This is a genomic window from Pseudomonas sp. NPDC096950 (genome assembly GCF_044762525.1).
Taxonomy (GTDB): Bacteria; Pseudomonadota; Gammaproteobacteria; order Pseudomonadales; family Pseudomonadaceae; genus Aquipseudomonas.
This window is the reverse complement of record NZ_JBIWEL010000030.1, coordinates 59,837-83,736: the sequence shown is the minus strand read 5'-3', so window position 1 is coordinate 83,736 and position 23,900 is coordinate 59,837. Positions and strand designations below refer to the sequence as shown.

Genomic DNA, 23,900 nt, shown 5'->3' with positions numbered 1-23,900 from the left:
CCCCGCACTCTGGCTGGCCGTCACGCACCAGTTTCTTCTTCGCCCCTGCGCGCCCGCCATCGCTGCACTCGACGGCGTTAGGCAGACGTTCAGCCATTGTTAAAACCTCATCAAACTCTTCAGGCGCATATCACTGCGGATTGGCACGGGTGCTGGAAAGCAACGATTTCAGGTTGGCAGCCTTGGGCTTGACCAGCCAGAAACGGCGCAGATAGTCGTCGAGGTTTTCAGCGAGGTTACGACCCCATTCGCTGTCGGTTTCCGCGACGTATTCGTCCAGCACGCGTTGCAGGTGGCTGCGATAGGCTTCCATCGCTTCGCCGCTGATCCGCTGGATTTCCACCAGTTCGTGGTTGACCCGGTCAACGAAGGTGTTGTCCTGGTCGAGCACGTAGGCGAAACCGCCGGTCATGCCTGAGCCGAAGTTGTAACCGGTCTTGCCCAATACACAGACGAAACCACCGGTCATGTACTCGCAGCAGTGATCGCCAGTGCCTTCCACCACGGTGTGAGCACCGGAGTTCCGCACGGCGAAACGCTCGCCCGCGGTGCCGGCGGCGAACAGCTTGCCACCGGTGGCGCCGTACAGGCAGGTGTTACCGATAATCGCGCTGTCCTGAGTCTTGTAGACGCTGCCCTTCGGCGGAACGATGACCAGTTTGCCGCCGGTCATGCCTTTGCCGACGTAGTCGTTGGCGTCGCCTTCCAGGTACATGTTCAGGCCCCCGGCGTTCCACACACCGAAGCTCTGACCGGCCGTCCCTTTGAAGCGGAAGGTGATCGGCGCGTTCGCCATGCCTTGGTTGCCGTGCTTGCGCGCGATTTCGCCGGAGATCCGCGCGCCGATCGAACGGTCGCAGTTGCAGATATCCAGGGCGAACTCGGCGCCGCTCTTGTCGTTGATCGCCGAAGTGGCCAAGTCGACCATTTTCTCGGCCAGCAGGCCTTTATCGAACGGCGGGTTGCGGTCCACCTGGCAGAATTGTGGCTTGTCTGCCGGGATGTGATCGCTGCCGAGCAACGGGGTCAGGTCCAGGTGTTGCTGCTTGGCGGTCTGGCCTTCGAGGATTTCCAGCAGATCGGTACGACCGATCAGCTCTTCGAGGGAGCGCACGCCCAGCTTGGCCAGCCACTCACGGGTTTCTTCGGCGACGTAGGTGAAGAAATTCACCACCATGTCGACGGTCCCGATGTAGTGATCCTTGCGCAGCTTCTCGGTCTGAGTGGCGACGCCGGTGGCGCAGTTGTTCAGGTGGCAGATGCGCAGGTATTTGCAGCCCAGGGCGATCATTGGCGCGGTGCCGAAGCCGAAGCTTTCAGCGCCGAGGATCGCAGCCTTGATCACGTCGAGGCCGGTTTTCAAGCCGCCGTCGGTTTGTACCCGGACTTTGCCGCGCAGGTCGTTGCCGCGCAGGGTCTGGTGGGTTTCGGCCAGGCCGAGTTCCCACGGGGCGCCCGCGTATTTGATCGAGGTCAGCGGCGATGCGCCGGTGCCGCCGTCGTAGCCGGAGATGGTGATCAAGTCCGCGTAGGCCTTGGCCACACCGGCAGCGATGGTGCCGACGCCGGCTTCTGCCACGAGTTTCACCGAGACCAGGGCCTTCGGGTTGACTTGTTTCAGGTCAAAAATCAGCTGCGACAAGTCTTCGATCGAGTAGATGTCGTGGTGCGGCGGCGGCGAAATCAGGGTCACGCCCGGCACTGCGTAACGCAGCTTGGCGATCAAACCGTTGACCTTGCCACCTGGCAGCTGACCACCTTCGCCGGGCTTGGCACCCTGGGCGACTTTGATCTGCAGCACTTCAGCGTTGACCAGGTATTCCGGGGTCACGCCGAAACGGCCGGTCGCCACTTGCTTGATTTTCGAGCTCTTGATCGTGCCGTAGCGCGCCGGGTCTTCGCCGCCTTCGCCGGAGTTGGAACGCGCACCGAGGCGGTTCATGGCTTCGGCCAGGGCTTCGTGGGCTTCCGGCGACAGGGCGCCGAGGGAGATGCCCGCGGAGTCGAAGCGTTTGAGCACCGATTCCAGCGGTTCGATCTCGCTGATGTCCAGCGCCGTGTCCAGGGTCTTCACTTTGAACAAGTCGCGGATCATCGACACCGGACGGTTGTCCACCAGCGCCGTGTATTCCTTGAACTTGCTGTAGTCGCCCTGCTGCACAGCGGCTTGCAGGGTGCTGACCACGTCCGGGTTGTAGGCGTGATATTCGCCACCGTGGACGAACTTCAGCAAACCGCCCTGCTGGATCGGCTTGCGCGGGCTCCAGGCTTCGGCGGCGAGGGCTTTCTGTTCGGCTTCGATGTCGACGAAACGCGCGCCTTTGATGCGGCTTGGCACGCCACGGAAGCTCAGTTCGCAAACTTCTTCGGACAGGCCGATGGCTTCGAACAACTGCGCACCGCGGTACGACGTGATGGTCGAGATGCCCATCTTCGACAGGATCTTAAGCAGGCCTTTGGTGATGCCTTTGCGGTAGTTCTTGAACACCTCATAGAGGTCGCCCAGGACTTCACCGGTACGGATCAGGTCGCCCAGCACTTCGTAAGCCAGGAACGGATAGACCGCCGAGGCGCCGAAACCGATCAACACCGCGAAGTGATGCGGGTCGCGAGCGGTGGCGGTTTCAACCAGGATGTTGGAGTCGCAACGCAGGCCTTTTTCGGTCAGGCGGTGATGCACCGCGCCGGTGGCGAGGGAAGCGTGGATCGGCAACTTGCCCGGAGCAATGTGACGGTCACTCAATACAACCTGGGTACGACCGGAACGCACGGCTTCTTCAGCCTGATCGGCGACGTTGCGGATCGCCGCTTCGAGGCCGACGCTTTCGTCGTAGTTGAGGTCGATGATCGCGCGCTCGAAGCCCGGACGATCGAGGTTCATCAGCGAGCGCCACTTGGCCGGGGAAATGACCGGCGAGCTGAGGATCACGCGGGAGGCGTGTTCCGGCGACTCCTGGAAAATGTTGCGCTCGGCACCGAGGCAGATTTCCAGCGACATGACGATGGCTTCACGCAGCGGGTCGATCGGCGGGTTGGTGACCTGCGCGAACTGCTGGCGGAAAGCGTCGTACGGCGTGCGCACGCGCTGGGACCGCACGGCCATCGGCGTATCGTCGCCCATCGAGCCGACGGCTTCGTAGCCTTGCTCGCCGAGCGGACGCAGTACCTGGTCGCGCTCTTCGAACGTGACCTGATACATCTTCATGTACTGCTTGAGTTGGTCGACGTCATAGAAAGCCGAACCGTGGTCGTTGTCTTCCATGGTCGCCTGGATGCGCAGGGCATTCTTGCGCAGCCATTGCTTGTACGGATGACGGGACTTCAAGCGGTTGTCGATCGCATCGGTGTCGAGGATCTGACCGGTTTCGGTGTCCACGGCAAAGATCTGGCCGGGGCCTACGCGGCCCTTGGCGATCACGTCTTCAGGCTGGTAGTTCCAGACACCGATTTCCGAGGCCAGGGTGATGAAACCGTTTTTGGTGGTGACCCAACGCGCCGGACGCAGACCGTTACGGTCGAGCAGGCAAACCGCGTAGCGACCGTCGGTCATTACCACGCCGGCCGGGCCATCCCACGGTTCCATGTGCATCGAGTTGTATTCGTAGAACGCCCGCAGATCCGGGTCCATGGTTTCAACGTTCTGCCACGCAGGCGGAATGATCATCCGTACGCCACGGAACAGGTCGATGCCGCCGGTGACCATCAGCTCGAGCATGTTGTCCATGCTGGAGGAGTCGGAACCCACGCGGTTCACCAATGGGCCGAGTTCTTCCAGGTCCATCAAATCGTTGGTGAACTTGGTGCGACGGGCCACGGCCCAGTTGCGGTTACCGGTGATGGTGTTAATTTCGCCGTTGTGGGCGAGGAAGCGGAACGGCTGCGCCAACGGCCATTTCGGCAGGGTGTTGGTCGAGAAGCGCTGGTGGAACACGCAGATCGAGGTTTGCAGGCGTTGGTCGCTGAGGTCTGGATAGAAGGCGGTGAGGTCCGCCGGCATCATCAGGCCTTTATAAATGATGGTCTTGTGGGAAAAGCTGCACACGTAGTGGTCGGCGTCGGCGGCGTTGGCCACGGACGAGCGACGACGGGAGGTGAACAGCTTGACGGCCATGTCCTGGTCGCTCAGGCCATCGCCGGCGATGAACACTTGTTCGATCTGCGGCAGGCGCTCGAGGGCCAGACGGCCGAGGACGCTGGTGTCGATCGGCACTTTACGCCAGCCGACGAGTTGCAGGCCGGCAGCGAGGATCTCGCGGTTCATGTTCTCGCGAGCGGCTTCGGCTTTGACCGGGTCCTGGTTGAAGAAGACCATGCCCACGGCATATTGCTTGGGCAGTGCAACGCCGAAGGTTTCCTGGGCAATGGCTCGCAGGAACACATCCGGCTTTTGAATCAGCAAGCCGCAACCGTCACCGGTCTTGCCGTCGGCGTTGATCCCACCGCGGTGGGTCATGCAGGTCAGGGCCTCAATGGCCGTTTGCAAAAGGGTATGACTGGGCTCGCCCTGCATATGGGCTATCAGGCCAAAACCGCAGTTATCCTTGAATTCATCTGGTTGGTACAGACCTGCTTTCATAGACACTTTCTCACCAGGCTGCCTCTTTTCGAGGCAAATTTCTTTTCAATTCAACCACTTGCCATCCACGCCGAACGTACGTCGGCTTTGCGGGGGCAAAAGGGAGGTCATTGTACACACCGACACTTACGCTCACAAATTTGACGACGAAATGTCGCAAATCCATGTCGCATTTGTGAAAGGTTTAAAGCGATATGCTGTGCTAGTCAAAACTTTTTTAATTTTGACCGCAACGACTCAAAGACCACTATGACGCAGACACCACAAGGCACGCGGTCTGTAGAGACGGCATGCGCTTGTAGAAATTTTGAGGTGCCGGGAGAGGCGGCCTGGGTAAGGCCGCCGAATCATCAGCGAGCTGTTGCCAGTTCCTGTTGGACGCTGGCGACGGAGCGAGGCCAAGGTTTACCAGCCTGAACCTTCGCTGGCAAGGCCTTGATGGCGGTAACGGCTGCATCGCGGTTGGCGAAGCTGCCGTAGGTGATGACGTAAAGCGGTTTGCCGTTGAGGACTTTCTTGAAATAACGGTACTCGCCGCCCTGCTCCTTGACGAAGGTTTGCGCAGCGGCTTCGGAGCTGGTGCCGAGGATCTGCACCACGTAATTGCCCGGCGCTTGCCCGGCGTACCAGCTGCCACCGGCGGCTTTGGCGACGGTAACCGGCTTCTCGGCCGGTTTGGCGGCAACCACAGGCTTGGCTGGCGCTGGAGCCGGTTTGGCCACTGGCGCAGGCGCAGGCTTGGCGGTAGCGACCTGGGTCGGTGCCGGTACCGGTTTGGCGGCCGGGGTTGGTGCAGGACCAGGCTGGATGCCGGTAGGCGGTGCGACAGTCGTTACGGTCGGCGGTGTGGCGCTGGAGCCTTCGACCGGCACGCCGTCGTCGCCTTCGGTGATGCCACCGGCGGCTTCGGCCAGCGGGCTGCGCATGACCGGTTGCGATTGGCCGACCAGCGGTAACGGCATTGGCTGCGTATTGCCAGCGAACTCTACCGAAGGAGCGCCCCCGGCAGCGTTAGGTTTCGGCGTGCCCAGTGGCAACTGAGCCTGTTCGTTGGCCGGTGCGCCGGTGGTCGGTGTCTTGCTGCGGCCCGGCATCAACCAGGCGGCGGCTACCGCGACCACGACTACGGCGGAAATCGCCAATACGTGTTTCTTCGGCATGTTGAACCCCATACTTGGACGCTTCACCGCTGTGCGGCTGGCAATCATGGCTTCGATCATCGCATCGCGGGCGACCTGGTTGATATTGCCAGGCCAACCGTCGGAGCTTTCGTGAATATCAGAGATCTGATCCGCGGTGAAAAGTTCGATACCCCGACCGGCGCCTTCGAGACGCTGATCCAGGTATTCGCGGGTTTCTTCTTCGGTGTACGGCTGCAACTCGATGACGTGGAAGCGCTCTTCCTCGAGACTCAAAGCCTCCAGTTGCGCGATCAGCGACGATTCGCCGAACAGGAACACATGAGGGCGACCCTCAGGTGCGCCGGCCGCCAACGCCATCAACGCTTCGAGTGCGGATTCGTCGAGTTGTTCGGCGTCGTCCACCAGCAGATAGACTTCCTGCCCGGTCAGCGCGAGTTGCACAACCTGGGACAGAATCGCGCCGATCTCGGCCTGGGCCACGTTCAGCGCCTGGGCAACCTGACGCAACACACCAGCGGCATCGCCGGCGCCACGAGCGGAAACCACCACGCTTTGCACGGACTGCTTGTTGGTGCTGGCCACCAGGGCCTGACGCAACAGGGTCTTGCCGCTGCCTTGCGGGCCGGTGACCACCAGCAGCAACTGGCTGTAACGGGCCAGGTGATGCAGTTGCCCCAGCACCGGTTTGCGCTGGGCCGGGAAAAATTTGAAGCCAGGCACCCGTGGAGCAAAAGGGTCATGACTTAACTGGAAATGGCCGAGGAAAGCCTCGTCGGCATGCAAACTAGTCATCGGGATCTTATTAACCTTTAAGCTGAGCCAGGGCGCGGTAATCCGCTCCCAGCGTGGCCTGTAGAACCTCTTTCGGATAATCGTCGGTCACCACTGCTTCGCCCATGTGGCGCAGCAGCACCAGGCGCAAACGACCGTCGATCACTTTCTTGTCAATTGCCATGTGTTCGAGAAAATCGGCTTCAGTCATCTCTTCAGGCGGGACGACCGGCAGGCCGGCGCGCTGGAACAGGCGAATGCCGCGATCCCGCTCCTGCTCGCTGATCCAGCCCAGGCGCGCGGACATTTCCAGCGCCATTACAGTGCCAGCCGCGACCGCTTCACCGTGTAGCCACACACCATAGCCCATGTGGGTTTCAATGGCGTGGCCGAAGGTGTGCCCCAGGTTCAGCGTGGCACGCACGCCGTTTTCCTTCTCATCGGCACCGACCACCGCAGCCTTGGCCGCGCAGGAACGTTCGATGGCGTAGGTCAGGGCAACCTGATCGAGGGCGCGCAGGCGATCGACGTTTTCTTCGAGCCAGGTGAGGAACGGCTCGTCGCAGATCAACCCGTACTTGATGACTTCCGCCAGGCCCGCAGACAGTTCGCGAGCCGGCAGCGTATTGAGGGTCGCGGTATCGATCAGCACCACATTGGGCTGATAGAAGGCGCCGACCATGTTCTTGCCCAACGGATGGTTGATCCCGGTCTTGCCACCCACCGAAGAGTCGACTTGCGACAGCAACGTGGTTGGTACCTGGATGAAATCGACGCCGCGCTGGTAGCAGGCCGCAGCAAAACCGGCCATGTCACCAATCACGCCGCCACCGAGGGCGATCACCGTGGTGCGGCGGTCGTGCCGCGCAGTCAGCAGACCGTCGAAAATCAGTTGCAGGGTTTCCCAGGTCTTGAAGACTTCGCCATCGGGCAGCACCACCGAGACGACCGAGAACTGCGCGAGACTTTTGGTCAGACGTTCGAGATAGAGGGGCGCCACGGCCTCGTTGGAGATGATTGCCACTTGCCGCCCGCGAATATGCGGGGCCAGCAACTCGGGCTGATCCAACAAACCTTCGCCAATATGAATCGGGTAGCTGCGCTCGCCTAGATCGACCTTGAGTGTCTGCATGTGTCCCCACAGTGAAGATGGAATCAGGCGTCCTGCCTTGAGTTAACGAAGGTGCGCGGCGCCTGTTGGTGTGACGCCATTTGATAGCCATCCGCCACAACCTTGAGCGGCCATGACAGGACGCCGAGGATAGCGCATTTCGCTCCGCGCTTTAACGGGGAGGAAGCTGCTGCAAGCGTTCGAGGATGTCGAGCACCACCATTCGTGGCGGCCGCTCATCGGTTTCCACCACCAGATCGGCGATTTCCCGATAAAGCGGATCGCGGATCGCCAGCAGATCCCGCAGGGTCTTGGCCGGGTCGGCGGTGCGCAACAGCGGACGATTGCGATCACGAGAGGTGCGGCCGACTTGCTGCTCGACGGAGGCGTGCAGATACACCACACGCCCCCCGGCATGCAGGGCCCGACGATTGGCTTCGCGCATCACTGCACCGCCGCCGGTCGCCAGTACCACGCCGTCGCAGGCGCACAGCTCTTCGATCATCGCTTGCTCGCGATCACGAAAGCCGGGCTCGCCTTCCTTATCGAAGATCCACGGGATATTGGCGCCCGTGCGCAATTCAATTTCCTTGTCGGAATCTTTGAATGGCAGGCGCAGCTCTTTGGCCAGCAAACGGCCGATGGTGCTTTTTCCAGCCCCCATCGGTCCAACAAGAATCAAATTTCGCACAGAATCAACGACTCACAGCAATCGCCTGGTTATTCATGATACGCGGAGTGAGAAATACCAGCAGCTCGGATTTTTTCTCCGAAACCACGTCACGCCGGAAAAGGCGGCCAAGATACGGCACATCGCCGAGAAATGGCACCTTATCTACAACCTTGCTCTGAGTATTTGAGAAAACCCCGCCGATGACGATGGTCTCGCCGTCGTTGACCAGCACCTTGGCGTTGACCTCGTTTTTCTTGATTGGCGGTACGTCCTGCACTTTGTTGAGGTAGTCCGGTTCGTCCTTGGTGACCTTGACCTCCATGATGATGCGGTTATCCGGGGTGATTTGCGGCGTCACTTCCAGGGACAGCGAAGCTTCCTTGAACGACACCGACGTCGCACCGCTGGAGCTGGCTTCCTGATACGGAATCTCGGTGCCCTTGAGGATCTTCGCGGTCTCCTTGTCGGACGTGACCACTTTGGGTTGCGAGACGATTTCGCCGTTGCCGGTCTTCTCCATCGCCGTCAGCTCAAGGTCGAGCAGCACGTTGTCGGTTATAAAGGCGATGCCGAGCCCCGAGGTATTCGCCGCCGTGCCCATGTCGACGAACGGCGAGTTGGTGCTGGTGCTGCCGGGCGTGCCGATAGTGTTCGAAGCGTTGGCGCCATTACTCACACCCGAGGTGTTCCAGTTGCCCTTGTTCTGAATCGACCCACCCCAGCGCACGCCGAGACTCTTGTCGTAATCGACGTTGGCTTCGACGATACGTGCTTCGATCATCACCTGACGCACCGGGATATCCAGTTGCGCGACGATACGGCGAAGCTCGTCGAGGCGATCCTGGGTCTGGTAGGCGATGATGTTGTTGGTGCGCTCGTCGACGGTGATCGAACCCCGTTCATCGATTTTCGCCTCGGCGCTGGTCACCGAGGTGAACAGCTTGGCGATGTCAGCGGCCTTGGCGTAGTTGACCTGCAACAGCTCCCGCCGCAGCGGCGCCAGTTCGGCAATCTGTTTCTGCGACTCCAGTTCCTGACGCTCACGGGCGGCGATTTCATCCGCTGGCGCGACCAGCAAGACATTACCGATCTTGCGCTTGTCCAGGCCTTTGGTTTTCAGCACCAGATCCAGCGCCTGATCCCACGGCACGTTCTGCAGGCGCAAGGTAATGCCGCCCTGCACCGTATCGCTGGCCACCAGGTTGAGGTTGGTGAAGTCGGCGATCAGTTGCAGCACCGAGCGCACATCAATGTCCTGGAAATTCAGCGAGAGCTTTTCGCCGGTGTAGGCAAAGCGTTCGGCATTGCGTTTCTGCAAGTCGTCGGGGGTCACCGCGCGGATGCTGACGGTCAGCTTGTTGTCGGTCTGGTAGGTCGAATATTCAAAAGCGCCGCTGGGTTCGATGCTGATCACGGCGCGATCGCCGGTGGCGCTGGCGTTGACAAACTGCACCGGGGTGGCGAAATCCTTGACGTCCAGACGCACGCGCAACGGCTCGGGCAGTTGAGTCCTGGCGAAACCGAGGATGATCTTGCCTTCGCGCTCCTGGATGTCCGGCGCGATGGACGGATCCGACAAGTCGATCACCACATTGCCTTCACCCTGGGTGCCGCGCTGGAAGTCCACGCCGCGAATGGCCTTGCCCACGGGCGCATAGGCCTTGGCGGGCGCCGGTTTTGCGGTAGCGGCCCGCGGTGCGCTGGCGACCGGTTTGGCTGCGGCGCCTTTCGCACCCTGCCCAACGACCACGAACAGATTGTTGCCCTCGACCCTGGAGCTGTAAGGCGTCAATTGAGTCAGGTTGATGATCAGTCGCGTGCGGTCCTTGGCTTCCACCACCGTGGCGCTGCGGGCATTGCCGCCGCCCAGGTCACGATTCTTGTTGGCCAGTTTGCTGACCACACCCGGCAGATCCAGCGCGATGCGTGCCGGCGATTCGGTGGTGTAGCCGTGGGGCGGCGGTGGCGGCCCGTCGAAGGTCAACTTCAACTCGACACGGTCACCCGGCAGCGCGGCGACATCCAGCGCGTTGAGGGTGGCCGCTTGTACCATCGGCGACAGCAGCGCTATCCATAGCGAAATACCGAGGGTTGAGAAAATCCTGTTCATTATTCGAGTTCCACTATGAGTGCTCTTTCAAAGGGATGGTCCGCGGCCGTTCCAGCCAGGCGCCTTCGCCATCGGGAACGATTTCGACCACATCGACTTGCGAGCCGCTGATGGCGACGATCCGCCCATCGTTACGCCCCAGGTAATCGCCGACTTTCAACCGGTGCACCCCGCCCGCTCCGCGCAGCAGCGCAAAGGAACCGGAGGCATTGGAGAGGGTGCCGACCATTTCAAACTGCTCGATGTTGAAACCTTCGAGGTACTGCTTGGCCCGATTGGGGTCAGGCTTGACGTTGCGCGAGCCGTGCTTCTGACCAGCCAGGTCAACCCTGAGCTGTCGGGAAAACGGACTGCGCAGGTTGGCGGCGCTGTAGGTGAATGTTGGGTAAGACCGGAATGTGGGCGTTGGTTCAATCTTGCCCGAAGGACGAAGACGTACTTCGTTCAGGTAAGCGTCCAGATCACCAAAGCCATTGTCGCCGCCGCAACCGGCCAGACCGGCCAGCAACACAACCATTGTTAAACCACGAGAAGGGGTCATTTTTGCAGCCCCTTGTCGTTGTAGCGGTAAGTCTTGGCGAGGATGCTCATGCGCAACTTCGTACCGCCCTCGGGATTGGCCGGTGCAAGGTCGAAGTCGTGCAGGGTGACGATTCGCGGCAGCCCGGCCACACCACTGACGAAGGTCGCCAGGTCGTGGTAGGCGCCGGTGACGGTGATCTGGATCGGTAACTCGATGTAGAACTGCTGGGTGACTTCCGGCAGCAATTTGATCTCTTCGAATTCCAGACCACTGCCCAGGCCGGTGCGGGTGATGTCTTCCAGCAGGCCGGGCACCTCGGTGTCGCTGGGCAATTGCCGCAACAGCACGCCGAAGGAGTTCTCCATCTCCTTCATCTGCTGGGTGTAGAGCTCCAGATTGGCCGCCATGTTGGCTTTGCTGGCGAACTGATCCTTTAGCGTCGATTCTTCCGCGCGCTTGAGATCGAGTTCGTTTTCCATGTCGCTGATGTAAAAGTTGTAGCCAAGCCCCAGCACCAGAACCATCAGCAGGATGCCCGCCAAAGCCTTAATTGCCGGAGGCCAGGAGCCGATGTTGTTGGTGTCCAGATCGTTGATGTCGATCTTGCGCAGCCCTTCGAACCATTCGGATGGCGTCATTTAGCGACCTCCATCGTGGCCGGTTGGGTCTGACGAACCGTCAGCTGAAACACGTTGGCCTGATCCAGCTGACCGGCGGTCGTCGCCTTGACCTCGGTCAGGCTTGGCGCGTCGAACCAGTCCGAGGCATCGAGATTGCGCATCAGCTCCGACACCTTGTTGTTCGACTCCGCCGCCCCGGTGATCGCCAGGGTCTTGCCCTGCATTTTCACTTCGGTGAAATACACCCCGTCCGGCAGGGTACGCGCCAACTGGTCGAAGATTCGACCGCTGATCTGCCGGTTGCCCTGCAGGTCCTGGATGATGCGCATGCGCTCCACCAGTTGCTGGCGACGGGCCTTGAGTTCGCTGATTTGCTTGATGCGCTCATCGACGACGGCAATCTGTTTGCCCAGGTAATCGTTGCGGGCCATTTGTTGGCTGATGGCGCCGCTGATGACCTGGTCGGCAATCAGCACCAACCCCACCGAGCCGACCAACACACCCACCAACACCAGCAGAAAGCGTTTGCGGCGCTCTTCGCGCAGTTCTTCACGCCAGGGTAAAAGGTTGATCCGCGCCATCAGTCGAAACTCCTGAGGGCCAGACCGCAGGCAATCATCAAAGCCGGGGCATCGCTGGCGAGGGCGCCGGCGTTGACCTTGCTGCTCAGCGCCATGTCGGCGAAGGGATTGGCGACCTGAGTCGGCGTGCCCAGCCGCTGCTCGATCAGCCGATCAAGCCCGGGCACCGAAGCGGTGCCGCCGGCTAACAGAATATGGTCGACCGCGTTGTACTGGCCGGACGCAAAGAAAAACTGCAAGGAACGAGAAACCTGTTGCACCAGGGCATCGCGAAACGGCTGCAGCACTTCGCTGACGTAGTCGTCGGGCAAACCGCCCTGCTTCTTCGCCAGCCCGGCCTGCTCAATGGTCAGGCCATAACGACGCTGAATTTCTTCAGTGAGCTGGCGGCCGCCGAACAATTGTTCGCGGGTATAGATGATCCGGCCGTTGTGCAGCACGCTCAGGGTGGTCATGGTCGCGCCGATGTCCACCACCGCAACGGTCGGGCGCTCTTGATGGGAGGCGAGCTGGGTCGCCAGCAGGCCAAACGAACGTTCAAGGGCGTAGGCCTCGACGTCCACCACTTTGGCGGTCAGCCCGGCCAGGGCCAGGGCCGCCTCACGAACCTCGACGTTTTCTTTCCGACAAGCGGCCAGTAGCACATTGACCCGTTCGGGGTTGCGCACCGATACGCCCTGGACCTCGAAATCGATGGCGACTTCGTCCAATGGATAAGGAATGTATTGATCGGCTTCGATCTTGAGCTGGTTTTCCATCTCGTCATCGGACAGCCCGGCGTCCATCTCGATGGTCTTGGTAATCACCGCCGAACCGGCCACCGCGACCGCGACGTTCCTGATACCGGTCCGAGCCTTGAGAAGCACGCGTGACAACGCCTGGCCCACACCTTCGAGCTCGGCGATGTTCTTCTCGATTACCGCGCTGGCCGGCAGCGGTTCGACCGCGTAGGCCTCGACCCGGTAGCGGTCGCCCTGGCGGCTCAGCTCCAGAAGCTTCACCGACGTGGAGCTGATGTCGATCCCCAGAAGCGTTCTGGTCTTTTTATTGAAGAGTCCTAGCACTACCAATTCCCTATGACTATCCGTGAGTTACGGACTCTGTAATGTGCATTGCGTTCAATCCCTGCGTCTTGACAGAAGCGCCAATGACGCCCACCACGGAAAAATGCTTATAATGCCCAGCGTTTTTTTCCGCTTTTACTGCCAGCGCGGGTCGTTCTCTGTGTAACCGGGACCCTGACGCCAAATTCATTCTTTACCCTGGATGTCCAAACGCCTTGATTCGTCTGCTGAAATTTTTCGGTTGGTCCATCGTCGCCGTTTTCTGCGGACTGCTTTTAGGTCTCAGTGGCGCCTATCTTTACCTTAGTCCGGGATTGCCGTCCGTGGAGGCGCTGAGAAGCATTCAGTTGCAGATTCCTCTACGGGTATACAGCAGCGATAACAAGTTGATCGCAGAATTTGGCGAAATGCGCCGCACTCCGATCCGTTTCGCCGACATTCCCCCCAATTTCATCAATGCGTTACTAAGTGCTGAAGACGACAACTTCGCCAACCACTATGGGGTCGACCCCAGCAGCCTGATGCGCGCCGCGACCCAACTGGTTAAAAGCGGCCATATCCAGTCCGGCGGCAGCACCATCACCATGCAGGTGGCGAAGAACTTCTTCCTGACCAGCGAACGCAGCTTCTCGCGCAAAACCACCGAAATCCTCCTGGCCCTGCAGATCGAACGGCAGCTGACCAAGGACGAAATCCTTGAGCTGTACGTCAACAAGATCTACCTGGGTAACCGCGCCTACGGCATCGAGGCGGCGGCGCAGGTCTACTACGGCAAATCGATTCGGGATGTGAGCCTGGCGCAGATGGCGATGATCGCCGGCCTGCCCAAGGCACCGTCGCGCTTTAACCCGCTGGCCAACCCGGCCCGCAGCAAGGAGCGTCGCGACTGGATCCTGGGGCGCATGTACAAGCTCGGGAAAATCACCGAAGCCGACTACACCACCGCAATCAACGAACCGCTGAACGCCAGCTATCACGTGCCGACCCCGGAAGTGAACGCGCCGTACATCGCCGAGATGGCCCGTGCCGAAATGGTCGGCCGTTATGGCAGCGACGCCTACACCGAAGGTTTCCGCGTCACCACGACCGTGCCGAGCAATCTGCAGGAAATGGCCAATACCGCGGTCCACGAAGGTTTGATGACCTACGACCAGCGCCACGGCTATCGCGGTCCTGAGTCGCGCCTGCCGGGCAAGACCCGTGAAGCCTGGGCCACCGAACTGACCAAGCAGCGCACCATCAGCAGCCTGGAGCCGGCCATCGTTACCCAGGTCGACAAGAACGGCCTGCAAGTGATGACCCGCACCGGCGACGAACACGTTGGCTGGGACAGCATGAAGTGGGCGCGACCATTCCTGAACACCAACAGCATGGGCGCCAATCCGAAGCAGCCGGCGGACGTGGCCCAGGTCGGTGACTTGATTCGCGTGCAACGCCAGCCGGACAACTCGCTGAAGTTCAGCCAGATTCCACAGGCCCAGGGTGCACTGGTTTCCCTGGATCCGCAGAACGGCGCCATTCGCTCGCTGGTCGGCGGCTTCGCTTTCGAACAGAGCAATTACAACCGTGCCCTGCAGGCCAAGCGTCAGCCGGGTTCGAGTTTCAAGCCGTTCGTCTACAGCGCCGCCCTGGATAACGGCTACACCGCCGCGACCCTGGTGAACGACGCGCCGATCGTGTTTGTCGACGAGTACCTGGACAAGGTCTGGCGTCCGAAGAACGACACCAACACCTTCCTCGGGCCGATCCGTTTGCGTGAAGGCTTGTACAAGTCGCGCAACCTGGTGTCGATCCGGTTGGTGCAGGCGCTGGGCGTTGATCGCACCATCGACTACATCAGCAAGTTCGGCTTCAACAAGCAGGACCTGCCGCGCAACCTGTCCCTGGCGCTGGGCACCGCGACCCTGACGCCAATGGAAATCGCCACCGGCTGGAGCACGTTCGCCAACGGCGGCTACAAGATCACGCCGTACATCATCGACAAGATCGAAAGCCGCAACGGCGACACGCTGTTCGTCGCCAATCCGCCCGCCGTGCCTCAGGGCGATGCGGCAACCGCAGGTCTGGCCGCACCGGTCGCGCAGCCGTTCACGGTCAATGCGACCCCGGGCGAGGCGCCAGCCGCTCCCGGCACGTTGCCGCAAACCCCGGCCTTGGCCGAGCGGATCGTCGATGGCCGCACTACGTTCATCCTCAACAGCATGCTTGAGGACGTGATCAAGCTCGGCACCGGCCGCCGTGCGCTGGCCCTGGGCCGTCCCGACATCGCGGGCAAGACCGGTACCACCAACGAATCCAAGGATGCCTGGTTCTCCGGCTATAACGCGGATTACGTGACCACGGTCTGGACCGGTTTCGATCAGCCTGAAAGCCTGGGTCGCAAGGAGTTCGGTGGCACCGTCGCGTTGCCGATCTGGATGAACTACATGGGCGCCGCGCTCAAAGGCAAACCGCCGCATACGCAAGCGGAGCCGGAAGGCATCCTCAGCCTGCGGGTCGACCCGGTCAGCGGCCGTGCGGCCACGCCAAGCACGCCTGGAGCGTACTTTGAGCTGTTCAAGGCCGAAGACACGCCACCGTCGGTGAACGAGCTGGGCAACGGCACAGCGCCGGGCAGCCCGCTGCCAGCGGATGAAGCGGCACCGATCGATTTGTTCTGATCGGCTGACGCAACAAAAAGCCCCGCCTTCGAAAGAAGTGCGGGGCTTTTTTACACCGATCGTTCCCACGCTCTGCGTGGGAATGCAGCCCGGGACGCTCCGCGTCCCATCCAAAGCCGAACGCGGAGCGTCCGTTGAGGCATTCCCACGCAGAGCGTGGGAACGATCAATAAGCCCGCTCCCACTGGGAAACGCACTCCAAGGTGGGAGCGGGCTTGCTCGCGAAGAGGTCAGCAAAACCGCCGCAAAACCCTTCAGGCATAAAAAAGCCCCGACTCAATAGAGCCAGGGCTTCTCGGTTGAAGCGCTACAACGGCTTAGCCGTTGAACACGTCATCCACGCTTTTCAGCGGATAGTTCTTCGGATACGGCAGGGTCGCCACACCAGTCTCGATAGCGGCTTTGGCCACGGCATCGGAGATCACGGTGATCAGACGGGCATCCATTGGTTTCGGGATGATGTACTCACGACCGAATTCCAGCTTGATGCCGCCGTAGGCGTCGCACACTTCCTGAGGAACCGGCAGCTTGGCCAGTTCACGCAGGGCGTTGGCCGCGGCCACTTTCATTTCTTCGTTGATGCGCTTGGCGCGAACGTCCAGGGCACCACGGAAGATGAACGGGAAGCCCAGTACGTTGTTGACCTGGTTCGGGTAGTCCGAACGGCCGGTGGCCATGATCACGTCGTTACGGGTGGCGTGTGCCAGTTCCGGGGAGATTTCCGGATCCGGGTTGGAGCACGCGAACACGATCGGGTTGGCCGCCATGGACTTCAGGCCTTCGGCGCTCAGCAGGTTCGGGCCGGACAGGCCGACGAACACGTCTGCACCAGTCAGGGCATCAGCCAGGGTGCGCTTGTCGGTCGCGTGAGCGAAGACAGCCTTGTACTGGTTCAGGTCGTCACGGCCGGAGTGGATCACACCGGTACGGTCAACCATGAAGATGTTTTCGATGTTGGCGCCCATGCTCACCAGCAATTTCATGCAGGAGATGGCGGCCGCACCGGCGCCCAGGCAGACGATCTTGGCGTCGGCCAGGGTTTTGCCAGCGATTTCCAGGGCGTTGATCATGCCGGCGGCGGTAACGATCGCGGTGCCGTGCTGGTCATCGTGGAATACCGGAATGTCGCACTGCTCGATCAGAGCACGTTCGATCTCAAAGCACTCAGGCGCCTTGATGTCTTCCAGGTTGATGCCACCGAAGGTGATGGAGATACGCTTGACGGTGTCGATGAAGGCTTGCGGGCTTTCGGAGTCGACTTCGATGTCGAACACGTCGATGCCGGCGAAGCGCTTGAACAGTACACCCTTACCTTCCATCACTGGCTTGGAAGCCAATGGGCCGAGGTTACCCAGGCCGAGAATCGCGGTGCCATCGGAAATGACTGCAACCAGGTTGCCTTTACCGGTGTATTTGTAGGCCAGTTCAGGATCGCGGGCGATTTCGCGTACTGGTTCGGCTACGCCGGGGCTGTAGGCCAGCGACAGGTCGCGGGCGGTAGCGGTGGCCTTGGTGAGCTCGACACTCAGCTTCCCTGGACGAGGATGGGCGTGATATTCGAGAGCGGCAGTTTTCAAATCAGACATGTGGGCATTCCGCTTTTTACTGTTGGACAGACGGACCGCCGAGGATACGCGTGTCGTAAAGTCCCTACAAGACTGACCGGTCACCCCTGTCAAGCGCCCTGCCCTACGACTTTGGGCCAAGAGCCACGGAACACAAGGGATGGACTGTTCACAATCAGTTTGAAAAATGTCTACAATTTTTTATCGGCCGACGACTTGCAGCATCGCTGGGTCGCTCAACGGCAACAGCCAACGCGCCTGACCGTCATCGAGCCCACCACGCCGCGAACGGTCCAGCACCCAGCCGCGAGCCTCGATCTGCCTGCCCTTCAGCCGCTCCAGCGCAGCGACATCGAATTGCCCGAGCAAATTGGGTGCAACGCGCAATACAACCGAATCCTGCAACTCGATCCAAACCCCGCCGCGATTGCGTTGTACCTTGCTCACACGACCGCTGAGCAGCGCAAAACCGGACGCCTTGATCTGATCCGCTTTCAGTACAGGCGACTGTCGCCACAGCCCGAGACCGGCCTGCCGGGCTGCGCGTTCCGCTGATTGCTGGCAACTCACCAAATCGATATTCGGCGCGACCGCTACCTGAAAACCGAGCCCTTCAGCGAGCATCTGTGCTTCGAGGTTGGCGCCATTGGCGCTATAGACATGCGCCAAGGTGCGGTTGTAGCGATCCTTGCCCTCTTTGCCCGGGAGCAAACCCACCCGACCCTTACTGGCAGCCACCAGCGCCTCGAGGCGCTTGCGCGCCGCGACGGCGAACGGCTCGTCGGTGCGGCCCTGCCGACCCAGCTCCGGAGTGTTCAAGCCGATCATGCGCACACTGCGGCCATCGCTCAGGCGCAGGGTGTCGCCGTCCACTACTCGCTGCACGGTGACGGACGTCAAACCGCTCGGCGCCGGGCAAAAGGCCTGGGCGCCGGAAAGCCAAATCGCGGACACAAAAAAGGCGCCCGCAAGGGACGCCTTTTTCGTTAGCAAGGAAAAGCCCATAGGGCCTTTGAACCTTACTCTGCAGCAGCAGGTTTCTTGCCGAAGGCACCGAAACGGTCTGCGAAGCGCTGTACACGGCCGCCAGTATCCAGAGTCTTCTGCTTACCGGTGTAGAACGGGTGGCACTCATTGCATACGTCGATCGCCAAAGGCTTGGCCAGGTTCGAACGAGTTTCGAACTTGTTGCCACAGCTGCAGGTAACTGCGGTGACTTCGTATGTTGGATGGATATCGGCTTTCATGGTGTATTCCTCAGGCTAGCGTGCCGCCACTCAACACTATTGTTGAATACCGCACGTAATTAGGCCGCGGATTCTACCAGACAATGACAATCACGCAAGCTGTCCCTTCTACCGACCGTCTGCTAGGCTCCCGACCAAATCGCCGCCCTTGTGGGAGCGAGCCTGCTCGCGAAAGCGTTGTATCAGACACCATAAATGCTGACTGACACTCCCTCTTCGCGAGCAGGCTCGCTCCCACAGGACATGGCTCTGCTGTTAATTTTTCCGTTTATCGAGATCCCCCCGCGTGCCCGACGCCATTTTGCGCCTCGCCCTGCCTTCGCCGCTGCGCCGCCTGTTCGATTACCGTGCCCCGGCCGGGGTCCTGCGCGCCCAGTTGCAGCCGGGCATGCGTCTGCGGGTGCCGTTCGGCCGGCGGGAGATGATCGGGATTCTGGTGGAGGTCACCGACACCAGCGAAGTGCCGGTCGAAAAACTCAAACCGGCCCTGGCTCTGCTCGATGCCACGCCGCCGCTGCCGCCGGCGCTATTCAAACTGTGCCTGTGGACGTCCCAGTATTATCAACACAGCCTCGGCGACACCTTGAGCTGGGCGCTGCCGGTGTTGTTGCGCCAGGGCGAACTGGCCGAAGCACGCCAGGAACGCTTCTGGTCCGCCGCCCCCGGCGCCAGCCTGGATGATCCGCGCATTGCCCGCGCCCCGCGCCAGCGTGAAGCCCTGGCGACTCTGGCGCAGCATCCCCACGGCGTCGCCCATCAGTTGCTGAGTAAACTGATGCTGAGCAAGGACAGCCTCGACCTGTTGCTGGCCAAAGACCTGGTACAAGTGGAAATCCGCAAGCACGCCCCCGACGCCCGCCACGAACATTGGCTGGCCCAGCCGGAATTGCCGCTCAACCCGGAACAGCGCGCCGCTTATGAAGCGATCCGCGCCGGGTTCGACAGTTATCACGCGTTCCTTCTCGCGGGGGTCACCGGCAGCGGCAAGACCGAAGTCTATTTGCAGCTGATCCGCGAAACCCTCGAGGCCGGCAAGCAAGCGCTGGTGCTGATCCCGGAGATCAATCTCGGCCCGCAGACCCTGGCGCGCTTCGAGCAGCGCTTCAACGCGCGCATCGCCCTGATCCACTCGGCAGTCAACGATCGTGAGCGCCTGGAAGCCTGGCTCGCCGCCCGTGATGGCGACGCCGACATTATTATTGGCACCCGTTCGGCGCTGTTCACGCCGATGAAGAACCCCGGCCTGATCATCATCGACGAAGAGCACGACGGCTCTTATAAGCAGCAGGAAGGCTTGCGCTATCACGCCCGCGACCTGGCCCTGGTCCGCGCCCGGCAGGAAAACATCCCGATCGTCCTCGGCTCCGCCACGCCTTCACTGGAAAGCCTGCACAACGCCTACACAGGTCGTTACGGCCTCCTACGCCTGAATGAGCGCGCGGGCGGCGCCAAGCAGCCGCGATTCCTGCGCCTGGACGTGAAAAGTCGTCCGCTGGACAGCGGCATTTCCGGGCCGATGCAGCAAGCCATCGGCCAGACCCTGGCCGCCGGTCAACAAGTACTGGTCTTTCTCAATCGCCGTGGTTTTGCGCCAACCCTGCTTTGCCATGATTGCGGCTGGATGTCCGAATGCCAGCGCTGCGATGCGCGGATGACCGTGCATCAGCGCTCCGGCGAATTGCGCTGTCACCATTGCGGCTACGTCGAACGCGTGCCCCGGCACTGCCCGAAATGCGGCAAGGTCGATTTGCGACCTGTGGGCGCGGGCACCGAGCGCGCCGAGGAACGCTTGGCGATCCTGTTCCCGGATGTGCCAGTGCTGCGGGTTGACCGCGACAGCACCTCGCGCAAGGACGCGATGAATCAGCTGTTCGCGACCATTCAAAAAGGCCAGCCGTGCATCCTGGTCGGCACACAAATGCTTGCCAAAGGACACCACTTTCCACGGGTGACGCTGGTGTCGATTCTGGATGCCGACGGCGGGCTGTTCTCCGGCGACTTCCGCGCCAGCGAGCGCATGGCGCAGCTGATCGTGCAGGTCGCCGGCCGCGCGGGCCGGGCTGAAGAGCCGGGCCGCGTGATCATCCAGACCCACCTGGCCGACCATCCATTGCTGGTGCAGCTGACCGAACAGGGTTACTTCGCCTTTGCCGAACAAGCCTTGAGCGAACGCCGCGCCGCCGGTCTGCCGCCGTTTGCACACCTGGCGCTGTTGCGGGCCGAAGCGCACAAACCAGGGCAGGCCGAAGGTTTTCTCGATGAGGCGTGCAGCGAAGCGGAACGATTGCTGGCCGAGCAGAATCTGAGCGGTATCGAGTTGCTCGGGCCGGTGCCGGCGCCGATGGAGCGTCGCGCCGGGCGTTACCGCGCGCAGTTGTTGTTGCAGGCGACGGCGCGGGCGCCGCTGCATCGGTTGCTGAGCAGTTGGCTGCTGGCGCTGGAGCAGATGCCGAGTGGGCGGGCGGTGCGCTGGTCGCTTGATGTAGACCCCGTCGATTTGTATTGATTTTGAGATAGCCTTCGCGAGCAAGCCCGCTCCCACAGGGGGTTTGTGCCAGGCACATAATGGATGAACACCGCCGATCCAGTGTGGGAGCAGGCTTGCTCGCGAAGAGGCCCTAATTGTCACCACATATCCATAACCTGCCCGCTATAGTTGGCAAGCACGTCTATGCCACGGATAATGCCCAGTTTTTCCACTAGCGCATCCAGGCGCCGCCGCGCTTGCGGTCGAAAGAGAACACCATGAAAGACACCATTCGCCAGCTGATCCAACAAGCCATCACCCAACTCGTCAACGAAGGTGTGTTGCCTGAAGGCCTGTCGCCGGCGATCCAGGTGGAAAACTCCCGCGACAAGAAGAACGGCGACTTCGCCAGCAATATCGCGATGATGCTGGCCAAACCGGCGGGCATGAAGCCCCGCGACCTGGCCGAGAAAATCATCGCCGCCCTGCCGGCTGACGAAAACGTCACCAAGACCGAAATCGCCGGCCCGGGTTTCCTGAACTTCTTCCAGAACACCCAAGCCCTGGCCGCGCGCCTGGACGCCGCCCTGGCCGACGATCACGTGGGCGTGCGCAAGGCCGGCCCGGCGCAACGCACCGTGGTGGACCTGTCGGCACCGAACCTGGCCAAAGAGATGCACGTCGGCCACTTGCGCTCGACCATCATCGGCGACGGCGTGGCCCGGGTCCTGGAGTTCCTCGGCGACACAGTCATCCGTCAGAACCATGTCGGCGATTGGGGCACCCAGTTCGGCATGCTGATGGCGTACCTGCAAGAAAACCCGATCACCAGCGACGAACTGTCGGACCTGGAAAACTTCTACCGCGCCGCCAAGCAGCGCTTCGACGGCTCCGAAGAGTTCGCCGATCGCGCCCGTGGCCTGGTGGTCAAGTTGCAGGCCGGCGACGCCGAGTGCCTGGCGCTGTGGTCACGTTTCCGCGATATCTCGCTGTCCCACTGCCAGGCGATCTACGAACAACTCAACGTCAAACTGACCATGGCCGACGTGATGGGCGAAAGCGCCTACAACGACGACCTGATCAACGTGGTCAACGACCTCAAGGCTGCCGGCCTGCTGGTGGAAAGCAACGGCGCCCAGTGCGTGTTCCTCGACGAATTCAAGAACGCCGACGGCGACCCGCTGCCGGTGATCATCGTCAAGGCTGATGGCGGCTACCTCTACGCCACCACCGACCTGGCGGCCGTGCGTTATCGCAGTGGCAAGCTCAAGGCTGATCGTGCGTTGTATTTCGTCGACCAGCGTCAGGCCCTGCACTTCCAGCAAGTGTTCCAGGTCGCGCGCCTGGCCGGTTTCGTGACGCACCCGATGGAAATGGAACACATGGGCTTCGGCACCATGAACGGCGCCGATGGCCGTCCGTTCAAGACCCGTGATGGCGGCACCGTGAAACTGGTCGACCTGCTGAACGAAGCCAAGGACCGCGCCTACACCCTGGTGAAAGAGAAGAACCCGGAGCTGGCCGAAGACGATCTGCGCAACATCGCCAAGGTCGTGGGCATTGGCGCGGTGAAATACGCCGACCTGTCCAAGCACCGCACCAGCGACTACAGCTTCAACTTCGACCTGATGCTGAACTTCGAAGGCAACACCGCGCCGTACCTGCTGTACGCCTACACCCGCGTGGCCGGCGTGTTCCGCAAGCTCGGCAAGGACTTCAGCGAAGTCGAAGGCCAGATCGTCCTTGAAGCAGCGCACGAACATGAACTGGCGGCCAAACTGGCGCAGTTCGGCGAAGTGCTGAACAACGTTTCCGACAAAGGAACGCCGCACATCCTTTGCACCTACCTGTACGATGTCGCCGGCCTGTTCTCCAGCTTCTACGAGAACTGCCCGATCCTCACTGCCGACACCCCGGCGCAAATGCAGAGCCGTCTGCGCCTTGCCGCGCTGACCGGTCGCACACTCAAGCAAGGCCTGGAACTCTTGGGTCTGGAAACTCTGGAGCGTATGTAAGTTGGCTGCCAAGAAAAAACCTGCACCCAAGCGCGGCGCCAGTCGTTACACCGCTCCTGCCAAGCAGCCGATTCCGGGCTGGCTGTGGATGGCCATCGGCCTGACGGTCGGCGCGTTTATCGTGTTCCTGATGAAGCTGGAGCCGGGCAAGGGCAGCGAAAGCGTCAAGCGCGAGAAGATCGAACAGCAGAAAGCCACCAAGATCGCCGAGGCCAACAAGACCCCGCCGAGCCCGACGCAACCGGTGAAGCCGAAGTACGACTTCTACACTTTGCTGCCGGAATCGGAAGTGATCGTGCCGCCGGACGCGGTGCCGGAGAAAACCCTGCCGACGCCACAAGTGCCGGCCGTGCCGACTACGCCAGTGACACCGGAGCAAGCGGCGAAGATCGACACCGCGCGGGCTCAGGCTGCATTGGCGGGGATTACGCCGCCACCACCGCCACCGGTGTCGAAAGCGGCACCAGTGACCAAGTTCTTCTTGCAGGCCGGTTCGTTCCGCAAAGAAGCTGACGCCGACAAAGTACGCGCGCAGATCATCCTGCTCGGCCAGGCCGTGGCAGTTGAGTCCGGCATGGTCAAGGACGAGACCTGGTACCGCGTATTGGTCGGGCCGTTCAGCAACCGCGAACAACTGACCACCGCCCAGAAACAACTGGCGGGCAGCGGTTTTAGCAACCTGTTGTTACAACAACGCCAGAGCCGCTAATCCCCTCAGTGGTACCGCGTTGATCGTTCCCACGCTCTGCGTGGGAATGCCTCAAGGAACGCTCCG

General features: G+C 61.2%; 16 protein-coding genes. 4 read left to right on the top strand and 12 right to left on the bottom strand.

What is annotated here, in order from left to right; all coding sequences use genetic code 11:
• Positions 1-130: 130 nt before the first annotated feature.
• From gltB to ACIQY3_RS30435, 9 genes are all read right to left on the bottom strand, one after another.
• Positions 131-4,576, bottom strand: a complete 4,446-nt coding sequence (gltB, locus tag ACIQY3_RS30475) for a glutamate synthase large subunit (protein WP_403027377.1) — start codon at positions 4,574-4,576, stop codon at positions 131-133.
• A 350-nt stretch (positions 4,577-4,926) separates the two neighbouring features.
• Positions 4,927-6,510: an SPOR domain-containing protein gene (locus ACIQY3_RS30470; protein ID WP_403027374.1), complete on the bottom strand. Its 1,584-nt coding sequence runs from the start codon at positions 6,508-6,510 to the stop codon at positions 4,927-4,929.
• Positions 6,511-6,520: 10 nt separating this feature from the next.
• A complete protein-coding gene (gene aroB, locus ACIQY3_RS30465; protein ID WP_403027371.1) occupies positions 6,521-7,621 on the bottom strand; it encodes a 3-dehydroquinate synthase in 1,101 nt (366 codons plus the stop codon).
• A 151-nt stretch (positions 7,622-7,772) separates the two neighbouring features.
• Entirely contained in the window at positions 7,773-8,291 is a 519-nt protein-coding gene (aroK, locus tag ACIQY3_RS30460) for a shikimate kinase AroK (protein ID WP_123402540.1), read from the bottom strand.
• A gap of 4 nt (positions 8,292-8,295) precedes the next feature.
• Positions 8,296-10,383 (bottom strand): type IV pilus secretin PilQ, encoded by a 2,088-nt coding sequence (gene pilQ, locus ACIQY3_RS30455; protein WP_403027367.1) that lies wholly within the window; start codon positions 10,381-10,383, stop codon positions 8,296-8,298.
• A gap of 13 nt (positions 10,384-10,396) precedes the next feature.
• A complete protein-coding gene (locus ACIQY3_RS30450; protein ID WP_403027364.1) occupies positions 10,397-10,924 on the bottom strand; it encodes a pilus assembly protein PilP in 528 nt (175 codons plus the stop codon).
• The gene (gene pilO, locus ACIQY3_RS30445) at positions 10,921-11,544 is read right to left on the bottom strand and encodes a type 4a pilus biogenesis protein PilO (protein ID WP_403027361.1); all 624 of its coding nucleotides are present in this window, start codon (positions 11,542-11,544) and stop codon (positions 10,921-10,923) included. The genes ACIQY3_RS30450 and pilO overlap by 4 nt, the downstream gene beginning before the upstream one ends.
• On the bottom strand, positions 11,541-12,107 hold the full coding sequence (locus ACIQY3_RS30440; protein WP_403027358.1) for a PilN domain-containing protein: 567 nt from the start codon (positions 12,105-12,107) through the stop codon (positions 11,541-11,543). The genes pilO and ACIQY3_RS30440 overlap by 4 nt, the downstream gene beginning before the upstream one ends.
• Positions 12,107-13,171 (bottom strand): pilus assembly protein PilM, encoded by a 1,065-nt coding sequence (locus tag ACIQY3_RS30435; protein WP_403027355.1) that lies wholly within the window; start codon positions 13,169-13,171, stop codon positions 12,107-12,109. Before ACIQY3_RS30435 ends, ACIQY3_RS30440 begins: the two co-directional genes overlap by 1 nt.
• A gap of 218 nt (positions 13,172-13,389) precedes the next feature.
• On the opposite strand from ACIQY3_RS30435, the gene ACIQY3_RS30430 reads away from it, so the two are divergent.
• Complete coding sequence (locus ACIQY3_RS30430) at positions 13,390-15,831, top strand: penicillin-binding protein 1A (RefSeq protein ID WP_403027383.1); 2,442 nt, start codon at positions 13,390-13,392, stop codon at positions 15,829-15,831.
• 317 nt (positions 15,832-16,148) lie between these two features.
• Here the strand turns inward: ACIQY3_RS30430 and ACIQY3_RS30425 are convergent, their stop codons facing one another.
• The 3 genes from ACIQY3_RS30425 to rpmE form a co-directional block, all read right to left on the bottom strand.
• Complete coding sequence (locus ACIQY3_RS30425; protein WP_403027352.1) at positions 16,149-17,417, bottom strand: malic enzyme-like NAD(P)-binding protein; 1,269 nt, start codon at positions 17,415-17,417, stop codon at positions 16,149-16,151.
• Positions 17,418-17,597: 180 nt separating this feature from the next.
• Positions 17,598-18,401: a thermonuclease family protein gene (locus ACIQY3_RS30420; protein WP_403027349.1), complete on the bottom strand. Its 804-nt coding sequence runs from the start codon at positions 18,399-18,401 to the stop codon at positions 17,598-17,600.
• Between the two features lie 14 nt (positions 18,402-18,415).
• Complete coding sequence (gene rpmE / locus ACIQY3_RS30415; RefSeq protein ID WP_053116643.1) at positions 18,416-18,643, bottom strand: 50S ribosomal protein L31; 228 nt, start codon at positions 18,641-18,643, stop codon at positions 18,416-18,418.
• Positions 18,644-18,929: 286 nt separating this feature from the next.
• Between rpmE and ACIQY3_RS30410 the strand changes: the two genes are divergently transcribed.
• The 3 genes from ACIQY3_RS30410 to ACIQY3_RS30400 all read left to right on the top strand — a co-directional run bounded on the left by ACIQY3_RS30410 (position 18,930) and on the right by ACIQY3_RS30400 (position 23,834).
• Positions 18,930-21,149, top strand: coding sequence for a primosomal protein N' (locus tag ACIQY3_RS30410; protein ID WP_054054617.1), 2,220 nt, complete (start codon positions 18,930-18,932; stop codon positions 21,147-21,149).
• A 239-nt stretch (positions 21,150-21,388) separates the two neighbouring features.
• Positions 21,389-23,125, top strand: coding sequence for an arginine--tRNA ligase (gene argS / locus ACIQY3_RS30405; protein ID WP_403027344.1), 1,737 nt, complete (start codon positions 21,389-21,391; stop codon positions 23,123-23,125).
• Position 23,126: 1 nt separating this feature from the next.
• Positions 23,127-23,834, top strand: a complete 708-nt coding sequence (locus ACIQY3_RS30400) for an SPOR domain-containing protein (protein ID WP_213940135.1) — start codon at positions 23,127-23,129, stop codon at positions 23,832-23,834.
• The last annotated feature ends 66 nt before the right edge of the window (positions 23,835-23,900 follow it).